This window comes from Longimicrobium terrae, from assembly GCF_014202995.1.
Taxonomy (GTDB): Bacteria; Gemmatimonadota; Gemmatimonadetes; order Longimicrobiales; family Longimicrobiaceae; genus Longimicrobium; species Longimicrobium terrae.
The window spans coordinates 452,499-477,305 of sequence record NZ_JACHIA010000003.1 but is presented as its reverse complement, the minus strand read 5'-3'; the positions used below and the strand labels follow the sequence as shown (position 1 = coordinate 477,305).

Annotated in this window: 24 protein-coding genes; 8 read left to right on the top strand and 16 right to left on the bottom strand. The window is 62.6% G+C overall.

Features of this window, described 5'->3' with window-relative positions; all coding sequences use genetic code 11:
• Positions 1-13: 13 nt before the first annotated feature.
• The 4 genes from HNQ61_RS08145 to HNQ61_RS08130 form a co-directional block, all read right to left on the bottom strand.
• A complete protein-coding gene (locus HNQ61_RS08145) occupies positions 14-820 on the bottom strand; it encodes a hypothetical protein (RefSeq protein ID WP_170039759.1) in 807 nt (268 codons plus the stop codon).
• Between the two features lie 265 nt (positions 821-1,085).
• Positions 1,086-1,766 carry a hypothetical protein gene (locus HNQ61_RS08140; protein ID WP_170039757.1) on the bottom strand — a complete coding sequence of 227 codons (681 nt, stop codon included), beginning with the start codon at positions 1,764-1,766 and terminating at the stop codon, positions 1,086-1,088.
• On the bottom strand, positions 1,763-2,104 hold the full coding sequence (locus tag HNQ61_RS08135) for a hypothetical protein (RefSeq protein WP_221305255.1): 342 nt from the start codon (positions 2,102-2,104) through the stop codon (positions 1,763-1,765). The genes HNQ61_RS08140 and HNQ61_RS08135 overlap by 4 nt, the downstream gene beginning before the upstream one ends.
• 372 nt (positions 2,105-2,476) lie before the next feature.
• The gene (locus HNQ61_RS08130; protein ID WP_170039753.1) at positions 2,477-2,884 is read right to left on the bottom strand and encodes a hypothetical protein; all 408 of its coding nucleotides are present in this window, start codon (positions 2,882-2,884) and stop codon (positions 2,477-2,479) included.
• 272 nt (positions 2,885-3,156) lie between these two features.
• Between HNQ61_RS08130 and HNQ61_RS08125 the strand changes: the two genes are divergently transcribed.
• The gene (locus tag HNQ61_RS08125) at positions 3,157-4,449 is read left to right on the top strand and encodes a tetratricopeptide repeat protein (RefSeq protein ID WP_170039752.1); all 1,293 of its coding nucleotides are present in this window, start codon (positions 3,157-3,159) and stop codon (positions 4,447-4,449) included.
• 11 nt (positions 4,450-4,460) lie between these two features.
• Here the strand turns inward: HNQ61_RS08125 and HNQ61_RS08120 are convergent, their stop codons facing one another.
• The gene (locus tag HNQ61_RS08120; protein ID WP_170039750.1) at positions 4,461-4,709 is read right to left on the bottom strand and encodes a hypothetical protein; all 249 of its coding nucleotides are present in this window, start codon (positions 4,707-4,709) and stop codon (positions 4,461-4,463) included.
• Positions 4,710-4,892: 183 nt separating this feature from the next.
• On the opposite strand from HNQ61_RS08120, the gene HNQ61_RS08115 reads away from it, so the two are divergent.
• The 3 genes from HNQ61_RS08115 (at position 4,893) to HNQ61_RS08105 (ending at position 7,137) form a co-directional block, all read left to right on the top strand.
• Positions 4,893-5,627 carry a hypothetical protein gene (locus HNQ61_RS08115; RefSeq protein ID WP_170039748.1) on the top strand — a complete coding sequence of 245 codons (735 nt, stop codon included), beginning with the start codon at positions 4,893-4,895 and terminating at the stop codon, positions 5,625-5,627.
• Between the two features lie 469 nt (positions 5,628-6,096).
• Positions 6,097-6,531, top strand: coding sequence for a helix-turn-helix domain-containing protein (locus HNQ61_RS08110; RefSeq protein WP_170039746.1), 435 nt, complete (start codon positions 6,097-6,099; stop codon positions 6,529-6,531).
• A 3-nt stretch (positions 6,532-6,534) separates the two neighbouring features.
• Positions 6,535-7,137: a hypothetical protein gene (locus HNQ61_RS08105; RefSeq protein ID WP_170039744.1), complete on the top strand. Its 603-nt coding sequence runs from the start codon at positions 6,535-6,537 to the stop codon at positions 7,135-7,137.
• 162 nt (positions 7,138-7,299) lie between these two features.
• On the opposite strand, the gene HNQ61_RS08100 is transcribed toward HNQ61_RS08105, so the two are convergent.
• From HNQ61_RS08100 to HNQ61_RS08080, 5 genes are all read right to left on the bottom strand, one after another.
• Entirely contained in the window at positions 7,300-7,752 is a 453-nt protein-coding gene (locus HNQ61_RS08100) for a hypothetical protein (RefSeq protein WP_170039742.1), read from the bottom strand.
• Positions 7,749-8,150 carry a hypothetical protein gene (locus tag HNQ61_RS08095; protein ID WP_170039740.1) on the bottom strand — a complete coding sequence of 134 codons (402 nt, stop codon included), beginning with the start codon at positions 8,148-8,150 and terminating at the stop codon, positions 7,749-7,751. The genes HNQ61_RS08100 and HNQ61_RS08095 overlap by 4 nt, the downstream gene beginning before the upstream one ends.
• 215 nt (positions 8,151-8,365) lie before the next feature.
• Entirely contained in the window at positions 8,366-8,953 is a 588-nt protein-coding gene (locus HNQ61_RS08090; protein WP_170039738.1) for a hypothetical protein, read from the bottom strand.
• Between the two features lie 222 nt (positions 8,954-9,175).
• Positions 9,176-9,793 carry a hypothetical protein gene (locus HNQ61_RS08085; RefSeq protein ID WP_170039736.1) on the bottom strand — a complete coding sequence of 206 codons (618 nt, stop codon included), beginning with the start codon at positions 9,791-9,793 and terminating at the stop codon, positions 9,176-9,178.
• A complete protein-coding gene (locus HNQ61_RS08080) occupies positions 9,793-10,452 on the bottom strand; it encodes a hypothetical protein (protein ID WP_170039734.1) in 660 nt (219 codons plus the stop codon). The genes HNQ61_RS08085 and HNQ61_RS08080 overlap by 1 nt, the downstream gene beginning before the upstream one ends.
• A gap of 363 nt (positions 10,453-10,815) precedes the next feature.
• Between HNQ61_RS08080 and HNQ61_RS08075 the strand changes: the two genes are divergently transcribed.
• The gene (locus tag HNQ61_RS08075; protein ID WP_170039732.1) at positions 10,816-11,118 is read left to right on the top strand and encodes a hypothetical protein; all 303 of its coding nucleotides are present in this window, start codon (positions 10,816-10,818) and stop codon (positions 11,116-11,118) included.
• Between the two features lie 749 nt (positions 11,119-11,867).
• Here the strand turns inward: HNQ61_RS08075 and HNQ61_RS08070 are convergent.
• The 4 genes from HNQ61_RS08070 to HNQ61_RS08055 all read right to left on the bottom strand — a co-directional run bounded on the left by HNQ61_RS08070 (position 11,868) and on the right by HNQ61_RS08055 (position 13,816).
• Positions 11,868-12,188: a hypothetical protein gene (locus HNQ61_RS08070; RefSeq protein ID WP_170039730.1), complete on the bottom strand. Its 321-nt coding sequence runs from the start codon at positions 12,186-12,188 to the stop codon at positions 11,868-11,870.
• Positions 12,189-12,503: 315 nt separating this feature from the next.
• Positions 12,504-12,794 carry a hypothetical protein gene (locus tag HNQ61_RS08065; RefSeq protein ID WP_170039728.1) on the bottom strand — a complete coding sequence of 97 codons (291 nt, stop codon included), beginning with the start codon at positions 12,792-12,794 and terminating at the stop codon, positions 12,504-12,506.
• Positions 12,795-13,012: 218 nt separating this feature from the next.
• Entirely contained in the window at positions 13,013-13,372 is a 360-nt protein-coding gene (locus HNQ61_RS08060) for a hypothetical protein (protein ID WP_170039726.1), read from the bottom strand.
• 165 nt (positions 13,373-13,537) lie between these two features.
• A complete protein-coding gene (locus HNQ61_RS08055) occupies positions 13,538-13,816 on the bottom strand; it encodes a ribbon-helix-helix domain-containing protein (RefSeq protein WP_170039724.1) in 279 nt (92 codons plus the stop codon).
• A gap of 1,120 nt (positions 13,817-14,936) precedes the next feature.
• Between HNQ61_RS08055 and HNQ61_RS08050 the strand changes: the two genes are divergently transcribed.
• Positions 14,937-16,016, top strand: coding sequence for a DUF5677 domain-containing protein (locus HNQ61_RS08050; RefSeq protein WP_170039722.1), 1,080 nt, complete (start codon positions 14,937-14,939; stop codon positions 16,014-16,016).
• Between the two features lie 868 nt (positions 16,017-16,884).
• Here HNQ61_RS08050 and HNQ61_RS08045 read toward each other — a convergent pair.
• Complete coding sequence (locus HNQ61_RS08045; protein WP_170039720.1) at positions 16,885-17,466, bottom strand: hypothetical protein; 582 nt, start codon at positions 17,464-17,466, stop codon at positions 16,885-16,887.
• Between the two features lie 1,282 nt (positions 17,467-18,748).
• Here HNQ61_RS08045 and HNQ61_RS08040 point away from each other — a divergent pair.
• A complete protein-coding gene (locus HNQ61_RS08040) occupies positions 18,749-19,672 on the top strand; it encodes a DNA-processing protein DprA (RefSeq protein WP_170039718.1) in 924 nt (307 codons plus the stop codon).
• Between the two features lie 4 nt (positions 19,673-19,676).
• A complete protein-coding gene (locus HNQ61_RS08035; protein ID WP_170039716.1) occupies positions 19,677-20,162 on the top strand; it encodes an HAD family hydrolase in 486 nt (161 codons plus the stop codon).
• A 164-nt stretch (positions 20,163-20,326) separates the two neighbouring features.
• Here HNQ61_RS08035 and HNQ61_RS08030 read toward each other — a convergent pair whose 3' ends face one another.
• The gene (locus tag HNQ61_RS08030; protein WP_170039714.1) at positions 20,327-24,529 is read right to left on the bottom strand and encodes a DEAD/DEAH box helicase family protein; all 4,203 of its coding nucleotides are present in this window, start codon (positions 24,527-24,529) and stop codon (positions 20,327-20,329) included.
• Positions 24,530-24,807 lie beyond the last annotated feature (278 nt).

Below are 24,807 nucleotides of genomic sequence, written 5' to 3'. Positions count from 1 at the left end.
GGAAAGCGCCTTGTCACGCGAACAGCGTGTCCAGCCACCGAGTGCTTCCGGGCACGCCTCGAAACAAGGCCTCGGGCAGCAACTCGCCGGGCCCAGTCGTCGCACCGGCGGCATGGCGGCGGATCGGGTAGACACTCGCCTTCCCGTAGTCTGCAGTGACGTATGCGATGGAAAGTCCCTCTTGTCGCACGGGGCTGTCCTGCCGGAGGTCATGGACCCAGCTCTCCCCGGTCACCACGGCGGCCAGCAGGTCAAGCTTGCGCTCGCGGATGAACGCGCGGACTGAAGCGCGGAACTCCTCCGTTGCGACGAGCGCGTCCTCGTCCGATGCGGGCAGGGCAGGGGAGAAGAACGAGTACGCGCGCGCGTCTGTGGCCAGCAGGTGCACGCACGAGTCAATGAAGACGCCGCGTGCGAGATCCAGTCGCGAGGACGCGATGAAAGCGGACAGGAACTCCTCCAGAAGGCCAGGCGTTCGCCACCGGATAGGTTCCTGGCCGCAGTGCGCGTGCTGATTGCGCCACGGATCGAAGGGTGCCAGCAGTCGCGGGAACTCGTTCCCCATGTCCACCAGGGTGCCAGGGAAGATGGCTTCGTGACGGCCGCCGCAGTACCGGCAGGACGCGAGCGCGGCCAGTCCTTCGGGCACATGGGTGAGATCCAAGGTCGTGTCGCCTTCCCCCGTGTAACTGCCGAACGAACTCCCCCATCTCCTACGCGGGTTCTTCCACTCCATCGCGTCCAGCTTCGGCAGCGCTTCGATCCGGTAGACTCCGCGCCGCCACTCCCGTCCGTTTCCGTGCCTGATGTACCTGCTCATGAGGGCTCCGCGCTCGAAAGGCTCAATACTGCGAACGGCGCAGCCTTCCCGGCGGACACGTGCCGCGTCAGAGCCATGAACCTGTAGCACGCCAGGATTCGGCGCTCCCGAGGGGCAGTCGCTCCGGAAACGCGAGGAGCTTCGACGTAACGTCACGTCGAAGCTCCTCACTTTGGCCGTGCGTGATCGACGGCGGTGAATGTCATGATCGTCCGCCGCTTCGAATGCCAGGCCCATCCCCGCCTCCAGACGGGACGCTGAGTTCTCAGCGACGGGCATCTCGCCACTCCAGCGGCCGAAGCGCCGCGCCGACGCACGTGAGCCGGTAGACGTGAGTTCGGTCTACAATCTGTTGCTCGGCGAAGGCGTGGCTCACAAGCCACCGCAGATCTTCGCTCCAGAAGCAGCGCGTCCAGGCTCCTGGAGCCGCGTCCTCGTCGGTCAACAACCCATTCAGCTCGCGCGCGGTGCGCCACTCGGGTTCACCCGGGACCCACTCGCCGACGGCCGACCCGCCAAGTTTTGACGCGAGCACAAGGGCCTCCCATGCTCGGAGCGGTCCTTCCCGGAGAAACACGCACGGATCTCCACCGGGTATCGGATCACCTACTCCCGCGGGCCACACGTTGACCGACTCGGCCAGGCTGTCCACGCCGACCTGTGCAATCCGATACAGCCACAGCGGACGGCCTTCCCCCGGCGGGCGTGCATCATGAGCGAGCACGCGACCTCGCCGCGCCTGCAGCCGCATCAGCTCGGCTGCGCCCCAGATCCGCGTCTGGCGCTCGATTTCGCTCGGATCCACCCAGCCGCGAACGCCGAGCAGGCGGTAGCCTCCGTCGCGCGCAGCCAGTTCGGCGAGGTAAAGCAGAATCTTCGCTGTTGGGTAGCTGAGCGATCCCCCTGCGGAAACCCCCGCGCGACTCCCTGGCCCCGTGCCGCTCAACTTTTTTCCGCGTTCCCGAGTAGTCGAAGGCCCAGGAGCCGCACACGTGTATCCTGCGATGCGCAGAGCACGGCGATGTCCGCGGCCGTGGGGGCGACCTCAGGTCCCCGCTCCAGCTCCAGGAGGACCATCTCGACCATGACTGCGAGGACACGCGGTCGCAGTTCCTGGATTTGGGAGTCCAAGCGCTCGGCGTGCTCTCGCAACGTCCTTCTCCCGGCCAGCCTCCACATCGTTTCCAACTCCGCGCTTCCGATCCGGAGCATCCTGTTCACCTTCTCCTCTGGATGAGCGTGCAATGCCACATCGGCCATCCACCCGTACCCGGTGCTGCTCACCGCAGAGGTTTCCGCTCATTCTGGGTGATCAGCGTCTTGCCCGGCCACGATCTTGGTCGTTCAGATCCTCCGCGCCCGTGGGGCGGATCCTCTGGGCGGCTGGGGGCCGGAGTTCCTCATGGTTGTGCGAAGGAGGCCGTAGCGGCTGAGTTGTGCCAACACAGGTCCACCTCAACGCCGATCACCACGCGGCGAGATCGGCTGAGTCACGACTGGAGAGCCGCGCCACCATCAACCCGATCGGTTCCACGCGCTTCACTTTGGACCGGTGACACGGGATTCCGCGCACGGGATCACGAACTGCAAAGGGCCGCTCTCCGAGGAGGGCGGCCCTTCTTCTCCGTGCGGCTGCGACGCCGTTCTCGCTCGCGCCTACATCCCGCCCGCACGCATGTACGCGCCGTAGTTCCTGAAGTCCTCACGCCACGCTGGGTCTTCCGGCAGCACGTCGTCCATCTGCTCTACCAGTACGTCCACGAACACGCCCCGCCGTGCCGGGGCGTGAAGGACGGCCAGCACGCGGACGGCTGCCGCGGCAGACTCCGGCGAGACACCGTCAGCTCGGGCTGCTGCCTGCGCAGACAGGCGCGTGTACCACGACTCCAACTTTCGGAGGATTTTCCGCTGCGGCTCAGTACCGTTCAAGAACTTGTCTAACCCGCTGGGTGACATACCGATCTGCTTGGCGATCTGACGCAAACTCGTCCGGTCAACCATGGTCGTTGCGGCAGTGCGAATCGTAGGAATAACCGCCTGCTCTGCGGGATCGTAGGTTGCCATGTTGAATCTGGAGGGAGTGGACGCCGAAACTGGTCACAACGTGCACCTTTTCCGCCAACTGCGCAACGGGATCTAATCCGCCATCCCGCGTACAATCCGGCAGCGTGGTTTTCCGCTGTTCCGCGGGATTCGGGTAACCTGAAATCACCAGACTGACAGAATGCGCCAGCTCATCGCGAGGGGCGCGCAGAAGGGGGCATCGCGGAATGGCGTTGCCTGCTGCGCGCGGTTATTCTGTCCGCATCTGACGCGATTTCTTCATTGAGGACTGCATGGCCGTACAGAAAGCACGCCGGAACAAGCGGCCGCACTGCATGCCCCTCGCGCCGCTCAGGCGCATGGGGGACGGCTCCAAGCCCGTGGGATGGGAGATCATCCAGGTCATTGATGGTGAGCTTGGGGTTGTGCTGTGGAATGCGCTGCGAAGCATCTACGAGTGGGTCAAGCCGACCCCGGGTGAATCGGAACGGCTGCACCTGTTCGGGGGCCCCTCGGCAGCGTCACGCCAGCGCGTGCTGGCCGCGGTTGGGGAGGCACCTCACCTCGCCCAAGCGCTTCAGACGGTCTCCCTTCTCAGAGAAGACCCCGGCGCGGCAGGGCCGGAATCCATCGGAGAAGCTTGTGCTCAGATCAGCGCCTGGGCGGAAGAACGTTCGCTGCTGGAAGTCGCCGGGCATTTCGCGGAAGCCGGGGCCTACGCAGATCCCGAGAACCCGGCCCGGGCGAATGCCGCGGGACGGCTGTGCCGCCGCTTGGGGCTACCGGAGCGCTCCGGCGCCTGGTTCCGCCGGGGACGCTACGCATCGCACCGGACGAAGAACCGGGCTGAGCGCATCCGGGCGCTGCTCGGCTACGGCGCTCTGATGCGCAGTCTGGGACGGTACGAAGAGGCCGAGGCACACTATCTCCTTGCCGCCAAGCTCGCGGAGCGCACCCGTCGCCGGAAGCAAGCTGCAGAGGCGCATCACGATCTGCTGTCCATCGCTATCCTACTCGACGATCTCGAGACGGCGGAAGCGCACGTATGGGAGGCACTGCGTCTGTATCCGTCGCGCCACCCGTACCTGCCGGTGCTGGGGCACGACTGGGCTTTTGCTCTGATCCTGCGTCGCTTTTACTCTCACGCGATCCCGCTCGTCGAACTTGCGCTGTCCCGGGTACGCGTGCCCGAGTTCCGCACGCTGATGTTCAGCACGCTCGCCCGCGCCGCCGCGGGTGCGCGACAGGCAGAGCTCCACGGCAGCGCGGAAGCACAGGTGCTACAGCATGTCTCTCGATTTCCGGAGTATGCACCTGCGGCGCTGGTCAACCTCGCCCAGGCTGCTTGGCTCTTCAACGCGTGGGACCGCGCGGAGGAGTTTGCCCGGCGTGGCTTGGAGGCGGCCCAGGCCCATTCGGATGAGCGCTACCAGAAAGACGCGCTGGATCTGCTGAAGAACCTGAAGGTGCGGAAAGCTCCACCCAGCGAACTGGCCCCGGCACTGCCGGACGTGATCGACAGCGTACGGGCCCGTTTCCAGGCGCGGCTGCGAGAGGCGCGACCTCCGCGCCCCCCGCAGGAGTAGAAGGACCGGGCTCAGTTCCCGGACCCGATCACGTACCCGTTGTCGGCCGCAGCGCTATCCGCGTTCGCGGCCGTTTCGTTTGTCTGCGCAGGGTCGGACGCATAGCGCCCTTGGGGAGGCAGGGTGTCCTGGTCGCTGCGGTTGCCCGAGCCGATCACGTACCCGGTGTCGAAGCGCGGCGGAGCGGCGGAAATCCCGGTAGGGGCTTCGGTGCAGGCTGCCAGCAGCAGCCCCAGGGCAGCGGCGATGCGGATTCTCATTGTCGTCCTCGCGGAAATGGAAAGAAGGGGTCAACCTCCGGGCAAACTTACGGAATCCGCCACCTGACGCCACTCCTAACCCGCCAACTACATCCACCGAATAGCTCGCCACCTCTGCCCCCCTCTCCTTCCGCCACCCCATGCTGGTTTCACGTCCCCGCCCGCAACGGGTACCCTGCACCCATGGTGCGACCAGATTATTTGGGCGGTACAGCCGCCAATGTGCTTTCCTGGCTGTGGAATCTCGACGCACGCGCAGGCGGCTACACCCGGCGCGGTGTGCGTGGCTGGGCCAGGCGTGAAGACGTCGAAGCAGGATTGAAGATTCCCATCCCCGAACTGCTGCCGCGGCTGCGCGACCGCGGGCTGCTCGAGGAGGATCACGTCCACGTGCCGGGGACGCGGCCAGTCGCGGTCTACCGGATCACTGGGCTGGGTGATCTCCTGCTCGCCCGCACGCAGGGCAGGGAAGCGCTCCCGCCCTGGCCAGCGGGGCTCACCGACGTGGAAGACGACGCGGTCTACCTGCCACCCGGGCCCTCCAGCGCACTCCGGCTGCTCCGTGACGTTGTGGATTGCCCGTCCACGCAGGTCGGGATCGGCTCCGGCTGGCGCACGGAAGACGAGTTGCGCGATCAGTTCAACCCCGAGCCGGAAGGATGGGACGAAACGGATACGGGTCCCTGGCTCGTGGGCGATCCACCGTGGAAGCATCCAGTTTCGTCGGGAGGTGCCGAGTCCAATACGCCCGTGCCCCATGGGTTCGATCGGGCAGCTCTGGCTTGGCTGGAACGCGCGGGGCTGGTGGAACGAACGACCTTCACGCCTCCCAAACGCAAACGCCCGATCGTGTTCTGGCGAATCAGCCAGGTCGGAGCACAAGTCGATGAAATCGTCTGGCACCAGCCGCAGGGCTGACGCGCAGGTGTGCAGATGAGTCCGCTGCGTGGGCCCCGAAAGATCGGTCGCTGGGTTTTCGCGTGGGAGCGGTGAATCATGATTCGGCACCGCCCGTCGCGGCATAGCGCGTACAATGGGCCCCAGATGACCACATTGACCACTTCGTGTACGGGTTCGGTCACGCCGCGGCGCTGGTGGGGATTCCTCTCGGGCCACGCCGGATGCACGGCACGGGAACCACGAGTCTGGAGGTGGACGCGTACGCTGGCGGAGGTGGGCTCCAGAAAGCAGCCCGCGATGGCGTGAATCGACAGGCACCCTGCCGCGCGGGAAAGACTCTGGGCCCCGAGTGTTTACTTGGTCCACATCGTGGTGTGGGGACCCCCCTACTCCTAACCCGCCATCCGGTGAAGGTCGCGGACACTTGGACGTCAGATAGGTTTGGCACCGTTTACTTCGTTCATTTCACCTGCTGGGAGAAGGTTGAATGCCGCGACTTCATCGTCATCGGATCGCACGGGCATCAGACTCGGAGAAGCTTACAGAACTGCTTGAGATCGAGATGCTTCGTCAGGTGGTGCGCCGCGAACTGCGCACGCATGCGGGGCAGCGTACGCTCGCGCGCGAGATCGGAGTGCATCGCACCACGATCCGGAAGTTTGCGGAAGGTCAGTCTACGCCCGAAATCTCGAACTTGGCTGAGATCCGCGAGTGGGCGTCGGACCGGCCCCGAATAGAGATGCCGATGGCGCTGGTTGCGCTCGCGGTCCTGATGGACGATCTGCCGCCAGCCAGCCGTCCAGCAGCGCGCCAGAGGTTTGCTTCGCTCCTGATGGATCTCTACGAGGAGACGGGCGAGGGCATTCCGACCTGGGTCACCGACGAACTACGCGGGCTGGACCGGCCGCGGGTGGGAGAATGAGCGATGGCCGAACACGACTGGCGAGCGGTGCCGATGGAGACGCTGCGCGCGTGGGTGCGTGATGAGAGTGCCAAGGACTCTATACGCAGCTTGGCGGAAATGCTGGGGATCGGGCGAACCACGCTTACGCACTTCATGGACGGGGTAGGCGTGCCCCACCCCCGGATCCGGCGCACCGTTGCGCTGGCGTATCTGCGCTCGCAGAACCTCGTCCCGCGTGAAGATGGGGCCGATACGCTGGACCGGCTTGAAGCTGCTCGGAAGCACCTGATCGCGGCGAACGAGCAAGAATCCATCCGGGTTTTGGCGAGCAAGGTTGGACTTGGCGCCTCCACCCTCCACAGTTTTTTAGACGGCGCGGACCCTCAGCCGCGGACGCGCAGGAAAGTGCTGGATTGGTACGCGGGCCAGATGCATGCGGCTCCAGACCGCGTACAAAGCGCGCTGGACGTGCTGCTGGAAGGAATGTCAGAGGACGAAGTTGACGACGCGCGCACGGATCTTCTCCTCGCGGTGGCCAAGCTGTACGAAGCGCGGGGAAAGCCGCCCCCAAGTTGGGTTCAGGCACGGACTGAGTCAGCTGACGTCCCCGAGGACGGCGCATAGTGTGGAATCATGGCGGCTGATCGAGGTGGCGGAACGGGAGACCTCGGACGGAAGCAAACAGGCCGACACGGCGTCATGACGCGTGTCGGCCTGTTTCGATAGGACAAAAAGAACTCTGTGGACAATCCCCGCCACACTCTGTAACTGTCCGCCTCACTCCGCTCACCGCGGCCAGCCTGGCGGAGGACCATCCGTTGCGGCCACGAAGATCAGCCCGCCGGATGCAACATCCCCAGCCGAAATACGGAACGTGACCATTTCATCTACGCGGTCGGGGCGGATCCGCAGGAGGGCGGCTGGTACCGGCTCATCGTGGAGTTCCGGTGCATCGCAGATCGCGGCGAGATTCACCACGCCTGGATCACCTTCCAACCAGAGCCGATCCGGCAGCTTTGCGATCAGCGCAGGGGTGAGAGGCGCCGAATCCGTTGCGGTGGCAAACGCGAGCACCCGCGCGGGCAAGCTGAAATCGCGTGGGTGCGGACGCGAATAGAGCACAAAGCCCCATGTGCCTGGGCTGAGTTCCCCGGCCAGGTACTTCCCGAGCTTGGCCCGGAACTCATCCACCCGCGGATCCGCGTCGAACGCATCAGCATGCGAGAGAAACCGTCTCATGCCAGCCACGACCAAAGCAGGAGAAACCCGCCCAGGTACACCGGCGCCAACGCGAAGCTCTGCTGGTTTCCGCCTGCAGCCGTGAAGGCCAGAGCAATCAGAATGAACGCAACAATCGCGGCCAAGCCACTCCGGACTGCGTCGGGCTCCCGCGGCGAAGGAGCACTCGGCTGCACGTACACCAGGTGGTGCTCTTCAATGAGCTCGATTCCTTCACGGCCGCATGGATCCATGATCTTCCGCCGTACGCGACGTCGCGTCTCCTCCTGGATCGTCTGCGCCCCCTGCTCACCGGCGCTACCTGAAACGTAGGTGAGCCCGGCTGCCGCAGCTGTGCAGCCGCAGCACGTGGGCGCCGCCGAAAGTGGATGCTGCTGTCGGTCAAATCTGTCGGCCATGGGAGCCTCTCGTGATCTGGTGAGCGATCTCGATCACGAGTACCCGCCGGTGCCGAGCAAAGGCGGAATCCGTCGTTGGCAGTTTTTCTAAGAGCGTTCCGCGGCCTGACCAAACGATGGATGCCTACGAGGAGGTGCACAGGCAGGAAGCTCACCTGTGCACCTTTACACTTGCTGTGATGTATTGCGAAATCTCGGAACTGGCCCAGTGGCGATCAGCGCCGCCGACGGCGGGTCGCCAGCCGTTCAAAACCAGCGAGAAGGTCGTCCACATGGCAGAATATCCTGCCGACCGCGAGTTCTGAATCGGATGGGATCGAGAGCCGGAGAATGTCTACGGCGCGGAGGATCACTTGAGAGCGAGGATCCGCACCTTTCTTTTGCCGCCCGGCACGCGCGAGCGCTTCGTGTTGCGAACACATTTCCCGTCCGCGTGGAGTCGCTGCGAGTGTCCCAGCTTCAACGGTGATCAAGCCCCGCGTGACGAGCGATTTGGCTGTTCGCCGATCTACCGCGTCGTGAGAGACGGGAACGCGACTCTGGATGACCTGCCGCAGCAGCTCGTACTGCGCTTGGCGAAGCTTGTTCTGTGATCCATCGAAATCGCGCTCCGGGGTCTGCAGATTCGCGTTTCGTGCGCGTTCTGTCGCCTTCACCAGTCCGTTGTCACGCGTCGCCAGATTACGAACCTGCAAAGCATTCACGGTTCGGCCGTCCAACGTATTCGCTGGGAGTCCCTGCGCAGCACGAAGGAGTTGCCGAAGAAGTTCGCGTTGTTTTGTGCTCAGAGTGTCGGCGGGCATGGTGTCCTGGTGTATGGGTACGCCGACATGGTAGCGGGTCGTCGGGACGGATGAAAAGGCATTATGATTCGAACGCGTTCTTCGGATAAAAGCACGAGCGTCTACGGCTGGTGCGCGCGATTTCCCCGCATATCCGATACCGGCAGGGCAGGGAGAAGAGTACAACCAGAAAGCGCCCGGCTCAACAACGAGCCGGGCGCCGTGTTCACCAGAGTCACCCTTTCACGTCGTGGCTTCTGGCTCGATCTCGATCCACGCGCCCCCGCGGCAGTAAAGAAAACTGGTCTGATACTCTCCGACCGAGTGCAGGATTCCATCGTGCCCGATGTCGGCCAGCCCACCGGCCCGCAACCACGCGTAGTTCTCAGCTTCCCTGCGGGCTACGCGGCGGACCTGACGCGTGTAAACGATTTCGTCACCCGCGCCAACCATCGCATCCACGTCCAAGCCGGGTTTCACCGTATCCGCGCAACGGGCGGGCCCACCCCAGATCACCACCACGGATGTCTGTCCGTCACGGGAGCACAGCGCCGCGTGATCCAGCTGGCCCGCCCGCGCGAACTCGCCGCTGATCACGTTGTTTCCGAGCGTGTCGCCCTCAAACCGGTACTGCGGCACCGTGCAGCCGGAGGCTTGAAGCGCGGCTGCGAACGACGCCGGAAGTTCCGGGAATGCGGCAGGGCGGAGCCGCGGCGCGGCGCGCGCGGCAGCCTCGAAATCGACCCGATCCGTCTGCGCGGCCACGCGGGCCGGGAGGCTCACGCACCACACGGTCACCAGCGCAATCGCCAAGTACAGGAGCCTGCTTTCCCTCCCGCCCAGGTTGAGGCCCCGGCTCATCAGAGCTGCTCCGTGACGATTTCATACGCACCGGCCGCTTCCATCCCGTGCACACGCACCACGTACGTGCCTGGGCCGGGCGCCACGACCGGATCCGTCGCTGCAGGCGTTCCTTCCCGGGAGTCGGTGATCGCACCGACGAGGAAACGGAGTTGGCCGGTGACCGGATTCCGCTCGAAGACCTGGACCTGCACGAGCCGCCCGGCGCCACGGTGCGGGGCAGACACCCGCGCGTTGAAGCGGGTGGCGCGGCTCAGCGTCAGCGTGTAATCGTCGCTATCGCTGCGGCCTGCCAGCGTGCCCTGGATGGTTTCTCCCAGCCTCAGTTCGCGCACCGCGGTCGGCAGCACGCGGAGGACATACGCGCCGCCAAATCGGGAATCCATGCCTTCCACCCGGATGATGACCGTGCCGTTGCTCTCCAGCATCACCGGCTCCGTCGCACCAGGCTCGCCCTCGTCGCTGCCTACGATCACGCCCTGCTCGAACGCCAACGCGCCCGTGACGGGGTGTTGGCGATGGATCGAGGCGCGCAGCTGAGTGATGGCGCCGGGCGGGACTTCGAGGACCGCGTTCACCGGAGTGCCCGCCGACACCCGGACTGCGTACTCGTCAGCGTCGCCCGCCCCGGCGAGGGTTCCGCGGACCACGTTGCCCAACGTCAGCTCCCGCGATGCTTCTACGCCTGCTGTGCGCGTTGCAGGGCTGGGCGCCATGCTTGGTGCGGGCCGCTGCGCGCACGCCGCCCCAAAGGAGAGCAGGAACAGTCCCGAAAAAGTCCGTGGTCCGCGAAGCATAGGCACCTTCTGGCCGGTAAGTGGATCAGCCGGGGCGAGAACGCCTTGCCGCTACAGCAGCGAAGAAGTACTGTCCCCAGTGTACGAAACTCAAGAGTACCAAGAGTATCAAACGGGCGCCAGTGCCCGTGGGGGCGAGCAATGCCTGCCCCTAGCCGTTCTGTGCGTATCGGACCAATCCGCCAGTTCGCCGCGGCGCGGGCGTCGGCGCTTTCGGTCAATCGGGTGGCTGCGGAGATCGGCCTCACCGCGCGCGGGCTGCAGAAGTTCCTGAATGGGTCCGAACCGCAGGCCGGGACGCAGCAGAAACTAGAGAGGTGGTACCTGCGGGCGCGGATAGAAGCTGGCGGTGAGACGGATGCGGATACCGCGAGGGCGGCGTTGGCGGTGCTGATGCACGACCTGCCACCAGGGAAAAGAGACGCCGCGCTGGTGCGGATGGTCCAGCACTGGGAGGCGGAGTACGACGCGGCTGGGGTGCCGCGGCCCGGGTGGCTGATCGCGATCAGCGATCAACACGATGCGTGAGAAGAAGGGCCGGACCCGGCACCGGGTCCGGCCCTTCCTTTGTGGCATGCGCCTGCTTGTCGTCGGTGGGGAACGGGAGCGCTGAGCGATCTGCTCGACCTCAGCGGTTCAGGGGCAAGCGACTCCCGAGCACTTCCAGCCAGCGCGGGATTTGTTCGCCCACCGTGCACACCACGCGGTTCGAACCCCGCATCGCGCGTGGCAAGTTCGAGCAGAGAGGCAGGATCTCCGCATCCGGTTAGGTCAGTCGGGCTTCATTCATGCGCCAGCGTACCCGGGCAGGGCGGCCGCACGAGATTGCTCTCTGTATCCAGCATTCCTGCTGCTTGCCTCAACCTGCGGATGTGAGGCTGACACACCCAGCCTCAGACCCGCATGCGCAGGGGTGGATACGTGGGACCGAGGAAAATCAGCAGGTCGGCCCGGCGGGGGAGACGCTGTTGTCCGCGCCTTGCTCCAATCGACGCAGGATCATCTCCACTCAAGCGGCTTCGACCCGTGCTCGAAGAGGTCCCACGGTCACTTCCGCTTGGGTCGTGAAAACTGCTGCAGGGCGTTGGTCGGCGAGCCGCCAGAGCGTCTCCATCTCGGTTGAGGAGAGTCGGTCATCCATCAAGTGAGGTTCCCCTTTCGTTCTTCTTGAATGCTGAGAACGGGACGCGTTGTAAGCGTCCTCGGGGCAGAGTTCCACAAGCCGCGAACTGGAACAGACAGGGATCCCGAACCATCGTCCGGGATCCCTCTGCTTCTCAGTGCTCCGTGTTGATGACCATGGCTGACTCAATACTCGCGGGGCACATCATCCAGGTATGAGCTTCCCCCGTCGGCTCGAGAGAGGTGGTCACCCAGATCACTGCCCCATCCGGAAGTGAATGAACGGACAAGATCGTTCCGACCTTACCGCGGATCGTTTCCTCGTTGATCTCCGTATGCTCCTCCCCCGCATCCCCAAAGTCGCCCGCAGCGTGGCGAAGGATCAGTTCCATGGGATCCCACCCCGCGCGTTCAATCCGTTCGAGGGTCGTAGTACTCGCCGTGATACGGCCGATGGGAAAGAGCTGATCAGGCATTCGATGCTCCAGGTCGAGTGAATGGACTGCAATCGCGGCTCACCCTACCGGTTGCGCGGCCAGCTTCCATTTCCGTGCGGCTCCTGTCCGAGCGGATGAATGCCGTGCTCGTGATCCGGAGCGGGATGCCGACGCTCCGGGTCCAAGGGGGAAGACGGCGGGAGACGCGGCGCCAGACACGTCCGGGACGGCTGTCAGCCGCGATGTCTTTGCATGAAGGTGGGATGGTCCACGGCGCTTCAAAACAGGGATCCCGCGCCATCGTCGCAGGATCCCTTTGCTGTTCAGTGCTTCGCCTGGCTGATCATCTCTGGATCACCACTCGCTGGGGCACATCACGCAGGTGTGGGCCTCTCCCGTCTGCTGGAGGGAGGTGGACACCCAGATGGTTTCTCCATCCGGCAGCGGATACGCGGACAGGATCGTTCCCACCTTTACCCGGATCGTCACCCGGTTGATCTGCACGCTGTCCTCCCCCACTTCGCCGTGGTCGCCTGCCGCATGACGAAGGATGAACTCCATGGGATCCCGCCCCGCGCGTTCAAGCTGGTCTAGCGCGGCGGGCGTCGCCGTGACGACGCCGAGCGGAAAGAGCTGATAAGGCATTTGGTGCTCCAGGTCGGGTGATTAGCCAATCGCGGCTCACCCTACCTGTCCCGAGCGCCGACTCACGATTTCCATAGTCGGCGTGGCTTGCAGCTGAGGGATGTCCCGTTGAGGATAAACCCCCGTGCCGAGTTGGCGACAAGTCGCCACTCTTCTGCGGAGCGGGTTGATGCAGTACCGGCGCTTAGCGAGCCCCGCCCGGATGGAGTCACCTTTTGCTAGTCGCCTGAACGAGCGCGCTTTCCTTCACTGAAGTAATATCCTAAAATGAACGCTAGTAAGGGTGCGAACACGGTAGAGTGGAACGTCGCCACCTCCTTGAGCAAGGTTACGTAGCTGTCGGTATCTGGGGCTTCAGCACGAAAAAAGACGAAAAACCCCAAGACCAAGAGGTTGAACGCAAGTGAGCCACCGAAGATTCCGATGAGCGACTTCGATAGCCAACTTGCGTTCTGGCTCCGCTCCTGCTCTGCATTCCAATCGCGTTCCTGCCATTTCACGAGGTCTGGAACGCGGATCTCCTCATTCCAGGGTTGTTGATTCGGATGGATCAGTCCCGGAACGCGAATCTCCTCCACTGTCACGTGGCTCGCAGTTCGTCTCGGTGGTGAGACTGGAGCGGGCTTCCTCTTCATGAGGCGTTTGAGGCCGTCAGGAAACATAACCCCCTTCGCTTTCCTCTGGGCGATCCCCGGGGGCGGTGCTGGAGCGCCCCGCCCCCGGCCATCTAAATCGATCGCGGGTCACTGTGGCAGCACAAGCTCTTTCAGGATCACTCCATCCTGGGTACCGATATAGAGATGGTTGCCTTTACGAGCTTCGTGTAAGACGACCTTCACCAAACCAAGTGCGGTCCGAATCAGATCAGAGAGGCTTCGCTGGGACAGCTTGGCCATTTCCTGAAGCTCCTCGTAGACAGAGTTCGGCAGATTCACGTTCAGGCGACGGGTCTCCTGCGCGTCCTCAACTGATGTTGCAGCGCGTGCATTGGCCGAGGTGCGGGTGGTGGCGAGATTGCTCATTAGATGCTCCAGTTGAACGGTGTGTGGGTGAAAGGCCACATGGGCTAGAAGCATATATGAGTAAACGATGCGCGTCAAGTACTCATTAACGGTGTTGAATAAAGTGCCAGGGTGGTGTATAATGCGTTCACCCAAAGCAGATTCTCTCCCGAAAGGAGGAGGAGCTATGTTACGCAGAGATAGAAGGCATGGCGGATTGAACTCTAAACGAGAAATCGTAAGGATTCAGCCTCTTGAGGTATCCGTCGAGGAGCCGACGCCTTGGGAACCTCCTGAGCCGTGGGACGTAGTGGTTCAGATCGGCAGGGACGCTCTGGATTGCGTCAGGAACATCCCGTTCGATCTTCACTCCTCAGATGACGCTGAGGATCTGCTGGTGGCGGGAGTCGTTTCCGCTTTTTTCGTCGGCGTACTCCTCTCCCGCTTCCGCAGATGATGTCAGGCCTCATTCACGACGGACGGACTGCATCGCTCTGACCGATGTGAATGAGGTGCTCTGAAGCGGCAACGCGGTAGATGCCGCTCTGCAACTCCGTGTTGTGCCGCTTGGTGCTTCTCACACCTGGTGTACGTCGGTCCCACGGCGCTGGTGTGGACGATCCTGTGAACCTGCAGGATTGGGGGCCGCTCACAGATCCTCGTCAGAATCGAGAATGCGGCACCAGGACGCGTAGCGTTCACTGTAGGCCGGAAGCCGTCTGCACCACCACGCTCGAAGTGGACGCCCGCAACTCGTCGCCACATGTACGAGTGGAGGAAGTGCGACGCTTTTTGCATCCCGTGGCGAGAACGTGGGTGAGATACTCTGGATGGAACCGCCTCGCAGCTGGTCAACCCGACCGGCTGGGAACCATCACCGGAGGATCTAACCATGGCTGCAGAGCGAGAGCGTACCACCGCCGATCCGTCCAAGGAAAGTGTCGACAACCGCAGTCGACAGCTGGATCCTGAGCACGATGCGTATTGGCGCTCGCGTGGGGAAGAAGGACGACCGGACACCCGGCGCACAAAGACTGACGTGCGCAAGAAGCAGTAGCTCCGGCGAAGGCCACGTCGTACCTCGAGGTGCGACGTGGCCTTTATCGTCTCATTCACCTCTTAGCCCATTCGGGGTACCACGATGCGAGTTCATATCCTCCACCAAGACACTTCGCTGGCGATCTACACTGAAGAGTACAAGCGAAATCGGACGACAGAAGGGCCGCTCACCGAGGCGGAACTAGCCGAGATCTGGACCGGCTACAACGAAGAACTCGAGCAGACAGTACCGCGGCGCATCCCGCTCATGATCGCCGAGATCCAATCCGCGGAGCGCGCCGCCGCGCGTTCCCACCGTGAGATCAAGGTGGCTGCTGGCGTGGAGCAGCGCTGGGGTGCCGCCTTCCGCCACTTGCAGCATCTGATTGGAGCGGTTGAAGAACTCGCCCGGCGGTTCATCATCAGGCTTGAGGAAACGCCAGACGAGCACGTGGGCAGCATACACGTTGCTCGGACGGTCCTGATTACGCGCGCGATCCAGACGGCGCTCGGAGCCGAAACCCTCCTGCGGGCGGGACACTGTGCTGCAGCTTGGGCCCAGTGGCGGACCCTGCATGAGTTGGCAGTGGTGGCCCTGTTCGTCAACAAGCACGGTGATGCCGTGGCCGCCGCCTACATGCAGCACGGCATCGAGCAAAGCTACCGCACATTGAAGGCAATCCAGACCCACCACAAAAGCATCGCTGATGATCCTAAGCTGGCCGAGTTGCTGAAGGCGTACAGCGGCTGGAAGAAGATGCTGGAGAGTCCAGAAATGTATGGTTCTGGTTTCGGGGCAACCTACGGATGGGCGGGAGCGGTCCTCGGGAAATCGCGCCCTGATTTCACGGACCTAGAGGCTGATGTGAAGATGAGCGTGGCGCGCGCAGAATACCAACGCGCAAGCAATGTTGTGCACCCGGGCGTCCGCGGCTTTCTGGACCATCAGCCGGACGATCCTGCCGAGAGGGCGAGCCAGCCGTGGCAGCCGCACGCCGCGCTGCTCGGGGAACCACTCGCGCTCACTGCCAAGACGTTAACCGCGCTCATCGGCGGGATCGTCGACGTGTCCAGTGCCGCGTCGGACTACGTGCTGCTCGGCACCATCTCTCACTTCCGCGATGAGGTACTGGCGACAGTGTATCCCCGACGAACAGAACACGGGACAGAGCACAGCCCCTAAGTAGAGCGGATACGGCGCGGCTGCGTCGCGGGGGCCAGCGCTCTGGTGGCCCTGGCCGCATTCGTAGCTTGGGGTGAGAAGCCGCATGCTGCTGGCCCACGACGGCATAGCCGACGTGCACTCCACCCCCTTGTTTCAAGCGGATTTCACCGGCTGCTCGTTGTGGATCGCCCCGCGCGTGCAATCCGGGCGAGAGGCGCAGGTCGCTGTTACGATGCCGAGAGGGGACTGCTGATCACCAAGCACCAAGCCATCGATGGTCTGCAGGGGCTATATACGGCGAGCGCGACGTAGACTCATCTTCCCAGAAACGATCTCTCGCACATCCGCGAACCTCAACGCCCTGCTGATCCCTCGAGCTGCATCGTAGCCCACTCCCCATCGACCGGCGTACGCCGACGCCGACTCCTCATTTACGGAGCAGAGTTCCTTTAGCTCATCGAGAGCTATGTACCGGAACTGCTCCGACTCCCAGGCTACGGGCGCACGATCAATCTCATGGTTCAGTGAGCAGAATCCGTACGTTTCATCCGCGAAGCCGATAACGCATACCCCCTCGCCCTCGGCACCGAGCGTGGCGCAATGTGAACAACTCGCATCCGCGCACCACAAGTGATTCCGGTACCAATAGGCCGCCCACCGGATCTCCCGTGGGGTGCCTTCGAAGGAGTGCAGGGGAAGGGGATCAGGCCCGGTGCGAACCGCCGGGAAATCAAGTGAGATGTGTCCAATCGGAACTCTCTCGAGAACAGGAGTGTCGGATCGCGCGATCAAGGAGCAACAATGAAGTGGCATGAATGGAGATGGGCTGGAGTCGTCACACGGTGACGGCTCCGCGCCTGCCGCAGCAAGCCCCATCCAGTGCCCGCTACTTATGGGTGCTGGTAACCGAGCCGGTCGATGGGATAGGCTTCACGCGCTTCATGTGTTGCTGAAGTACAGTGCGCATGACGTCCAACACGCGGCCCTGCGCAGTTGCACGGAGCTCCTCGTTCTCTACGAACGAGTACAGTCTCTCGACGTCGACATGCCTGCTGTGGAGCAAGTAGCCGAACAGTTCCGTGTCCTGCTTCTGCAATGCGTGGTTGAAAGGACTGGAGTACAAGGAGAGGATTGCCGGAAAGTCCTGCGTGACGTACGGGTTCGCTCCTGCTGCGATAAGCACTTTAACAAGCGGCAACCTATGCTCAGGATTCGCTTTGAGGATTACTCGAAAGAGCGGTGTGAACCCGTCATCTCCGTGTGCATCAACTACTTTCGTATACTCCGAGTTCTCAAGGATGAGTTCCAGTGCTTTAACTTCCCCTGCGCCCGCCAAACGGTTCAGGCGAGCGTGTGGATGACGGTTGACAACGAGTAGATCAAGCACGTCTTCACCCAGCTTTTCCAAGTCCGCGAGCGGAATCGGAATGCTGACCTTCGTTCCATCCCCCAGAGTGACAGTCGTCATAGCAGCAGAGCTTCCGACACAGATCCAATCTTCTCCAGACTTACTCTGTGCAATCCAATGCTTCGTCATCTTTCTAACCGGGATTCGTGTTTGTCTCAGATCACCTCTAACTCTAACACCGACTGAGACTGGCAATATTGGCGGGTGAATGGCCGGGCACCAGAGGAGCCTGCTTCTTTCATCGAGCTCTTCAGATGCTGTGGGATAGTTGTATGCGATCCCTTCGCCTGCTTACGATCGTGGATCGTAGCTGTGTGCTCGTCCGCAACCAGGCACGCATGGCGATGAGGAGAGGGGACGTCTCCGTTCGAAAATCCCCTTAACGCTTCAAGCGATAGTAACGGCGTTCTTGCCGCATACATGCATTCGGCGTATGTTCGGGTTCCCTGTTGAGGGCGTGCTCCTTTTATGGGCAGACGGACGCCGCCGTGCCCTTCGGGGACTGTATCCCAGGCACTACGAAACAAAAACAGCGTCGCGTAAGTGCCTTTCGGCGGCAGAGCAGCGTTGTGGAGGGACGTTGGCGAGGATGGAAGGACCGGCTATATTGCGCCACTCCTGGGTGTAGTTGCGAACCCCTTCTGAACTGGGTGACCTAGTCTCATGCCTCCTGCGTACAATAAGGTCGGCGGGCTGATCTACATGGAACATCTTGATGCGAGCGGGGCCCCCTCGCTGCTTACTATGGGATTTCGCATCACAGACGATGGAACCGAAAAATGGACACGAAGATTTAACCGGTTTAAGGCCGGGGTCGCAGGCTCCGTGGAGGCGGGAGTACGTACCATGAGGGCAGCACTGCAGGGGACACCCAACTGCAGCGGGGTTCGGCTACCGAATGTTCATCGCGTCACCGTAGTCGGTGCTATCTCCTCAAGAGACGGTGCGCTGAGGAAGGGCTCGCCTGTTTGGCGGCTCGGTGAGGGCATCGCAGAGGTGAAGCGGTGGGAGTGGAGGCCGGATCTGCTCCAAAAGTCACAACATCGCTCGCTACACACGATCTACAATGCGGCGGAACGCGATGCGGAGGTGATGGGCCGGTACACCAGTGCGGCAGTTGGCGGTAGCGCCGGAGTTTTTCTCATCGCGGATGATTTCTGCACGCGAGGCACCACTTCGGCTGACATAAGCCGGGCGCTCATTGCCGCGAACCCTGGGTGGCAGTGTCTCGGGATCACACTGGCGAAAACCGAAAGAGCGACGTTCTGGAGCACGGGATTGAGCAATGATCACATCCCCGATGATCTCGACCAGATCTGGGGAGGAGACTAGGTTACGCCCGATGAAAACGACATCCGACGCCTATGAGCTGCTCTGCGTGCTCCAATGGCCCAAGATCGGCCCCGCCACGGCACTGGACCTGCTCCGCCGCAAAAAGGCGGAAGACTCAGTGCTGGAAGCAGCTGAGCAACGATTTCCCGGTGTTGACGCAGCACAGCGGCAGGTCGCCCGCGACCGAGCAGAGCAGATCATTGAGCGCTGCTCCGATCTCGGGCTCGCCGTGCTCGGCTACGATGATGCGTCTTTCCCCGTGCGCCTTCGTACAATCCCGGATGTTCCCGCGATCATTTACGTGCGCGGTGATCCGGGGGTGCTGCATTACCCCAGCCTTGCCGTCGTGGGCACTCGCCAGGTGAGCTCGGCAGGTGCGCGTGCCGCCGAACTGATCGCGCGGTTTCTTGCGCGTCGCAGCTTCAACGTCGTCAGCGGCCTCGCACTGGGCGTGGACATGCACGCGCACGTCGGCGCGCTGGAAGCGAACGGCATCACAACCGCTGTGTTGGCGCATGGGCTTGATCGGGTCGCGCCGAGCTCGCATCGGGCACTGGCTGAGCGGATCGTAGATTCTGGGGGAGCGCTCGTGAGTGAGCATCCACCAGGCGTCCCCCCGCGGCCAGCGGAGTTCGTTCGGCGGAACCGGCTGCAGAGCGGCCTTTCTCTCGGATCTGTTGTGGTGGAGAGCGGCGTGACCGGCGGCTCAATGCATCAGGCGCGGTTCACGTGCGACCAGAAGCGGCGCCTCTTCACGGTATTAGCGGAATCGGACGAGACACGGGGTGATCTCAACGAAGCGGGCGCGAGACACCTGATCGATACGCTCGGCGCGGTTCCGCTCCGTGGCACGCGAGATCTCGCCCGGGAACTCACGATGTTGGAGGTACCGCTCCCGCAGTCCGAGCCACCCCAGGTGCACATGGAGTGGTAACCCCATGGGTCGTGCTGCGGTCATTTTTGATCTGGACGACACGCTCGTCGATACCCAAGAGCTTACCGGATTTCGAAATCGACGTGAATGGAAGGCGGCAGTAAAGGCACTCGACCGGACGGAGCTGTTTCCGGGGATCCAGGAACTCGTGGGGGCTCTGGCAACGCGTGGTATCCCGTGGGCGGTCGTCACTACTTCTGTGTCGTTCTATGCCGCCGCGGTGCTCCGCCACCACGGTCTGGGATCCCCTCCTCTGGTTGCCTACCACGATAGCTCACCGAAGCCCCACCCCAGTTGCATCATCAAAGCGACCCAACACCTGAAGTTGGATCCGGCGCAGATAGTAGGGCTCGGTGATCACATGAATGATCATGCAGCGTACTCAGCGGCCGGGGTGCTGTCGATTGGTGCAGGGTGGTCCCCCGTCCTTCAGAACGCTGCGTGGGACTCAGTAATCTCCACTCCGATGGAACTGCTGGAGTACCTCTGACCACACGTGCTCGGACTGTGGCGGCGCCGGACAGAAGTGGTGAGCTTCGTCGCAGAGGATAGGCACCGGCGCAACTAATCAGACCGGTACTGGGGCATGTTTGATCGGAGGGACCCTCGTCCGATGAGGGCCCTCCGCTTTCTATGTAGTCGAAGCAGACCCGGCTACAGATCAGTGATCCCGTGCGCATCTGCGAGCCGCACCAGACGCATCGCCTCCAGAGTCGGGAGAATCTCCTGAATGCGATCCCTCCATTCGCTCAGCGTGCCTAAATCGACAGCATCGCCGGGTTCGTGTCCCTCCGCAGGCATGAGCACGTCGCGTAGGTCGAGCAGAGCATTATGTACTTCTACGAGCAGCGGACGGTCGGTCCAGTCTGGGATCTGGTAGATGTCCTTAAGGGCCTCAAACCATACATCCCAAACACGTTTGCGGCTCTGATCAATCTGATCCCCGACTCCAGCCAAGTACCGCTGGAGGATCCCGATCCCGTCCTCGTCCACATCGTCAGGGAGACGTGTGAAATCCGAAGTGTGGGCGACAATGCTCCAGAGCTCCACGACGCTTTGTTGCAGGCGTTCGAGCAGCTGCTCGGGTCCGTCTTTTCGGACGGACACACCGAGTGTCTCGGCAGCGGCACCCGGAAAGGGAACGGGGAACCAGGGCCAAGAGCTCTCGTGGACGTTGCTTCCGGCGTAGAAGTGGTACGGCCGGAAACGCAGTACCGCTCCCTGCGTACTCTCCCCGTGGGTCGTCGGGACTAGAATGATGCTCTGCCAAGCAGTGTCCACCGCGAACTGCTCGGTGCTTTGAAGCCCGATGTCCCCCAGCGCGCCCTGCACGACGTCCGCCACAGCTCGGGTGGCATCGAGCATCCTGAGCGGATTCTCCGCCTCCACAAGGAGCCACAAGGTCGGTTCATCTTCCCAAAGCACCTGCTCGGAGTGGATCGACGCATGAACGCCTTCGTCGGCCAGTGCCGCCAAGCCTCCCCGTATTTCGTTTCGAAGACGGTCAAGGATCTCGCTGAACACCTGCCCGGCCTTCATTTCGGGTGCTTTCCACCGGCGCTCGGGCTGCGTCACAAATGCGTGCCACAACACCCAGGCAGCGCTCAGGGTGTCCGACTCAGCCTGCTCGATTCTATCCAGTACGCGCGCACCAACGAGGCTGGAGAACCGGGTTCGAAACTCCTTCTGGAATGCAGGCAGGTGCCTGAGTGCTTCGGCGAAGTTGTACGCGGACAGGAATCCGTTGTCCGTCGGCACACCCTGCTTCGTCGCCACCGTACGGAGGCCTGTCCGTTCGTCCTCTGAACGTGCACGGCCCAACAAGCTGTTGAGAGTGAGCGGCCCGTTCGCCTGCCCGAAGAAGTTGGAGAGCGGGTTGAAATACGCGCGAGTAGCATCGACGAGTGGCCGGTGTTTATCGAGCGCGAGGTTCACCCGCGCACGGGCCACTCCCCCCGTACCTTCGCCAGCAACTCCTTTTCCAGCTCTGCCGCGGCGCTCCCGGCCCTCGTTTGCGAAGCCCCATCCATCCACCGCGGACCGAGGCAGCTTCGGAGTGGTATCGAGCGCCGCCTTGATCGCATTCCATGCATCGGTGTCAAGATGACGTGCGGCGATGTTCACCCATCTCTCGCTACGAAAGTGCGCGCCTAATCCCTTGCGCAACTGATTCAGGGAGACAATCACGCGCTGTCTGATGCCCATTACCCCTTCGGCATAATCTCTCCATGTCTCCGGCCGCGTAGAACGATCCGCGAGGTTGATGAACGTTCCGTTCAACGCGGGGCCCCACTCCGGAAGCAGGTACCGAGACAGCACGCCGTCCTTTTCCGTGGAGTCATAAGGAGGCACAATCAACGGATTTCGATGACCGTAGCCTTTAGCGCCATAGCGTTCCCGCCCGGGTGCGAGCTGCCTCAGCAAGTCGATCCGTTGCGTCGTGAAGTCGTGCAGCCGATCCGTTGATTTCTCCTCGTTCGCCTCTGTGTTGGCCGTGGCCATCACGTCCCAGGGGACGATGAAGCGCGCATAGAGCCGGTCTTCTTCGCTTTCGAGCGACACGACTTGCATCGTTTCCCGGTATTTCGACAGGAGCCGCCCGGTATGAGGCTGGACGCGTTCCTGGAACCGTTCAGGGGGTCCGTACGACCACGCCTGGACCACCCTGCTCAGGACAGGGAGAGGCACACTTTCGATCGCGGCCGCCAAATCTACGTCCCAAGCCGCGTCCATTGCGGGTCCCGCGATCTCCAGGCGAGCAGCCCAGAAACAAAGCTCTGCGAGGCCGGTCCAATCCGCCGTGGTGGCGGGTGGATCAGGCGCGACCGGGATGTTGGAGATCCATGTGCTGAAAAGCGCGAAGATCTCGCGCTTGTTCGACTGGCGCTCCCGCAGTTGGCGTCCCAACTCAACGACTTCAGGACGTGCTCCGGGGAGTCGCTCGATGAAGGGCTCCTCGTCAGAGACGATGTCCGCGACGTCGAAATCCAGCAGCAGCGACCACGCTGTGCTGAGCTTCTCCCGACCTTCTTCGATGACGGCGTGGTTATCGTCTACGTACCGCTTCACTCCGAGCCAGATCAGGCTTCGTCCCACACCCGCCAGCCCGGCCCAGGTCCGCAGCCGACGCTCCTTAGCTGCGTGGATCAGGGTTTCCGAGGCGTCTTGATGATGTAGGAAGCCGTGGAACAGGAAGGCTTCCAGATCTGGCTCAGGCATGTGCTGAATGCACACCGCTGCGGACTCAGCCCATGGTGCGAAGACGGGATCGGTAAGCGCGGCAGCCATGATGGTGGATCGGATGGGATGGAGGCCTTCCACATACCGGCCTTCGGCGGAGCGCCGCACTAGGTACTCGCTCTCCAGCAGTTCCAACGTACGAACCGGATCTGGAAGACCAGCAACGGCTGCGAGCCCGGCGACATCCAAGCGGGCCTCATACGCTGCCGAGACGCTCACCAAGCGAAGAAACGCGAGGTCAGCCGCGGGTAGCCGTCCGGCCTGCACCTCGTCCCGCAGTCGGCGCACCTGGGCGCGAAGGGTGGCCTCCAGCGATTCGCTCTGGGTGACGAGGTACGTGAACTCCAGCAAGGGACCCTGCCCACCGAACTGCGCCCAGGCTTCCGGGAAAGAAAGAAACCGGTCTGCAGGGCGTCGCGCGACGAGCTTGTCGTAGATCAGCTGGGCCTCCGCTTCGTCGAACTGGATTTGCACTGAACGGGGGAAGCCCAGTTCCGATTCTGAGATGTTGACCCGGGCAAGGTCCTCTTCGCGAATCGTCACGAGGACCTTCACGCCCGCTTGCTCCACCAGAACCCGAACGAGTTCCGGCCAGTCCGCATCGCGCGGCGAGACGTCCACGTAGACATACATGGGCGCCGCAACAGCCCGCAGATGACCAGCGAGTGCCGTGGCGACACGGAGGGCGTGAGTACGATCCGCGACCAGGCGGATAGAGAACCGCCACGCGGCCGGAACGAAGTCATGGAGGTAGCGCAGTCCAAGGGTACTCTTTCCTTGTCCAGAAGCACCGTGGACGATGACCACCTTGGACGCTGAAAAGGCCTCGTCGATCTGCTGCAGCTTTGCCTCGCGAAGGATGTCCTGATCCGTTGTGATGTGGTCGAATCGCGCAGCAACGCCGCGGTGGTACTCGATGGCGAGTTCTTCCCGGCGCTCCAGGGTGATCGGAGCATCGTCGAGCGGAACGATGGACGTGAACCACTCCTGGTGATGCGCGGCTCGTTCGGCGAGGTATCTCCCGACACGAGTGATGCGATCCCGAAGGTCGGCCGTGGTGATCCGCCGACGCCCTTCCGCGGCTTGGTACAGCCACGCGACGAGCAGGTCGAATGCGCTTTCTGGATCCCCGCCCAGGAGGCTTTCTGATAGAAAGTCGAAGACCTGCTGGCGGAGTACAACTTCGCTGACCTGCTCGAAGCGAACGGAAGCAAAGAGGTTGGCGATCTTCTCGTCATCGAACCCTCCGTCGCGAAGCTTTGTTACTACGGATGCGCGATGGTTCGCAGTGCCCGCCCAAGCGCCTTCCAACTCCGGGCCGACCGGGCCGAACGTGGCGACTACGATCTCCAGCCCGGCCCGCGCACAGAGTTCTGATGCGCGGCGGAGGAAGGAATCATCCTGCCCGTGTCCGAGTTTGGAAAGCGAGAGCGGATCCGCGTGGCCCTTCACCTGGATCACTCGCTTGAGTTCATCTCCCGCGTAGACATCGAGATCTTCCTTGCCTTCTGGCTGGAAGACGAGGTTCTCGGCTCCGGGTTCCAGCATCAATGCCAGAGTGTAGAGCGCCTGAACACGGAAGCCTTGAAGAGCTGCTTTGGCTCCAGCAGAAGACATGGCGTTTCAGTAAAGAAGGATGTCGATGGTCAAGCCGACTCGAAAGTTTAGCGCTCAGATTACGCTATCTCAAGCAGATCGTATCCACCGCCCGGTCCTTTGAAGGTTGTGGGCGGGTTCTGGCCACGAACGCGTCCTTTAAGGAACCTGCCTGCCCATCAAGGCCGTGCGGAAAAGTAGCCGTCCAGGAACGCTAGCACCCACGGCTACGCCTGCTATATAGCACACATTGTGCAGTATCGATGTGCCATTCAGTGCTCCGCTGCCACGCCCTCCCC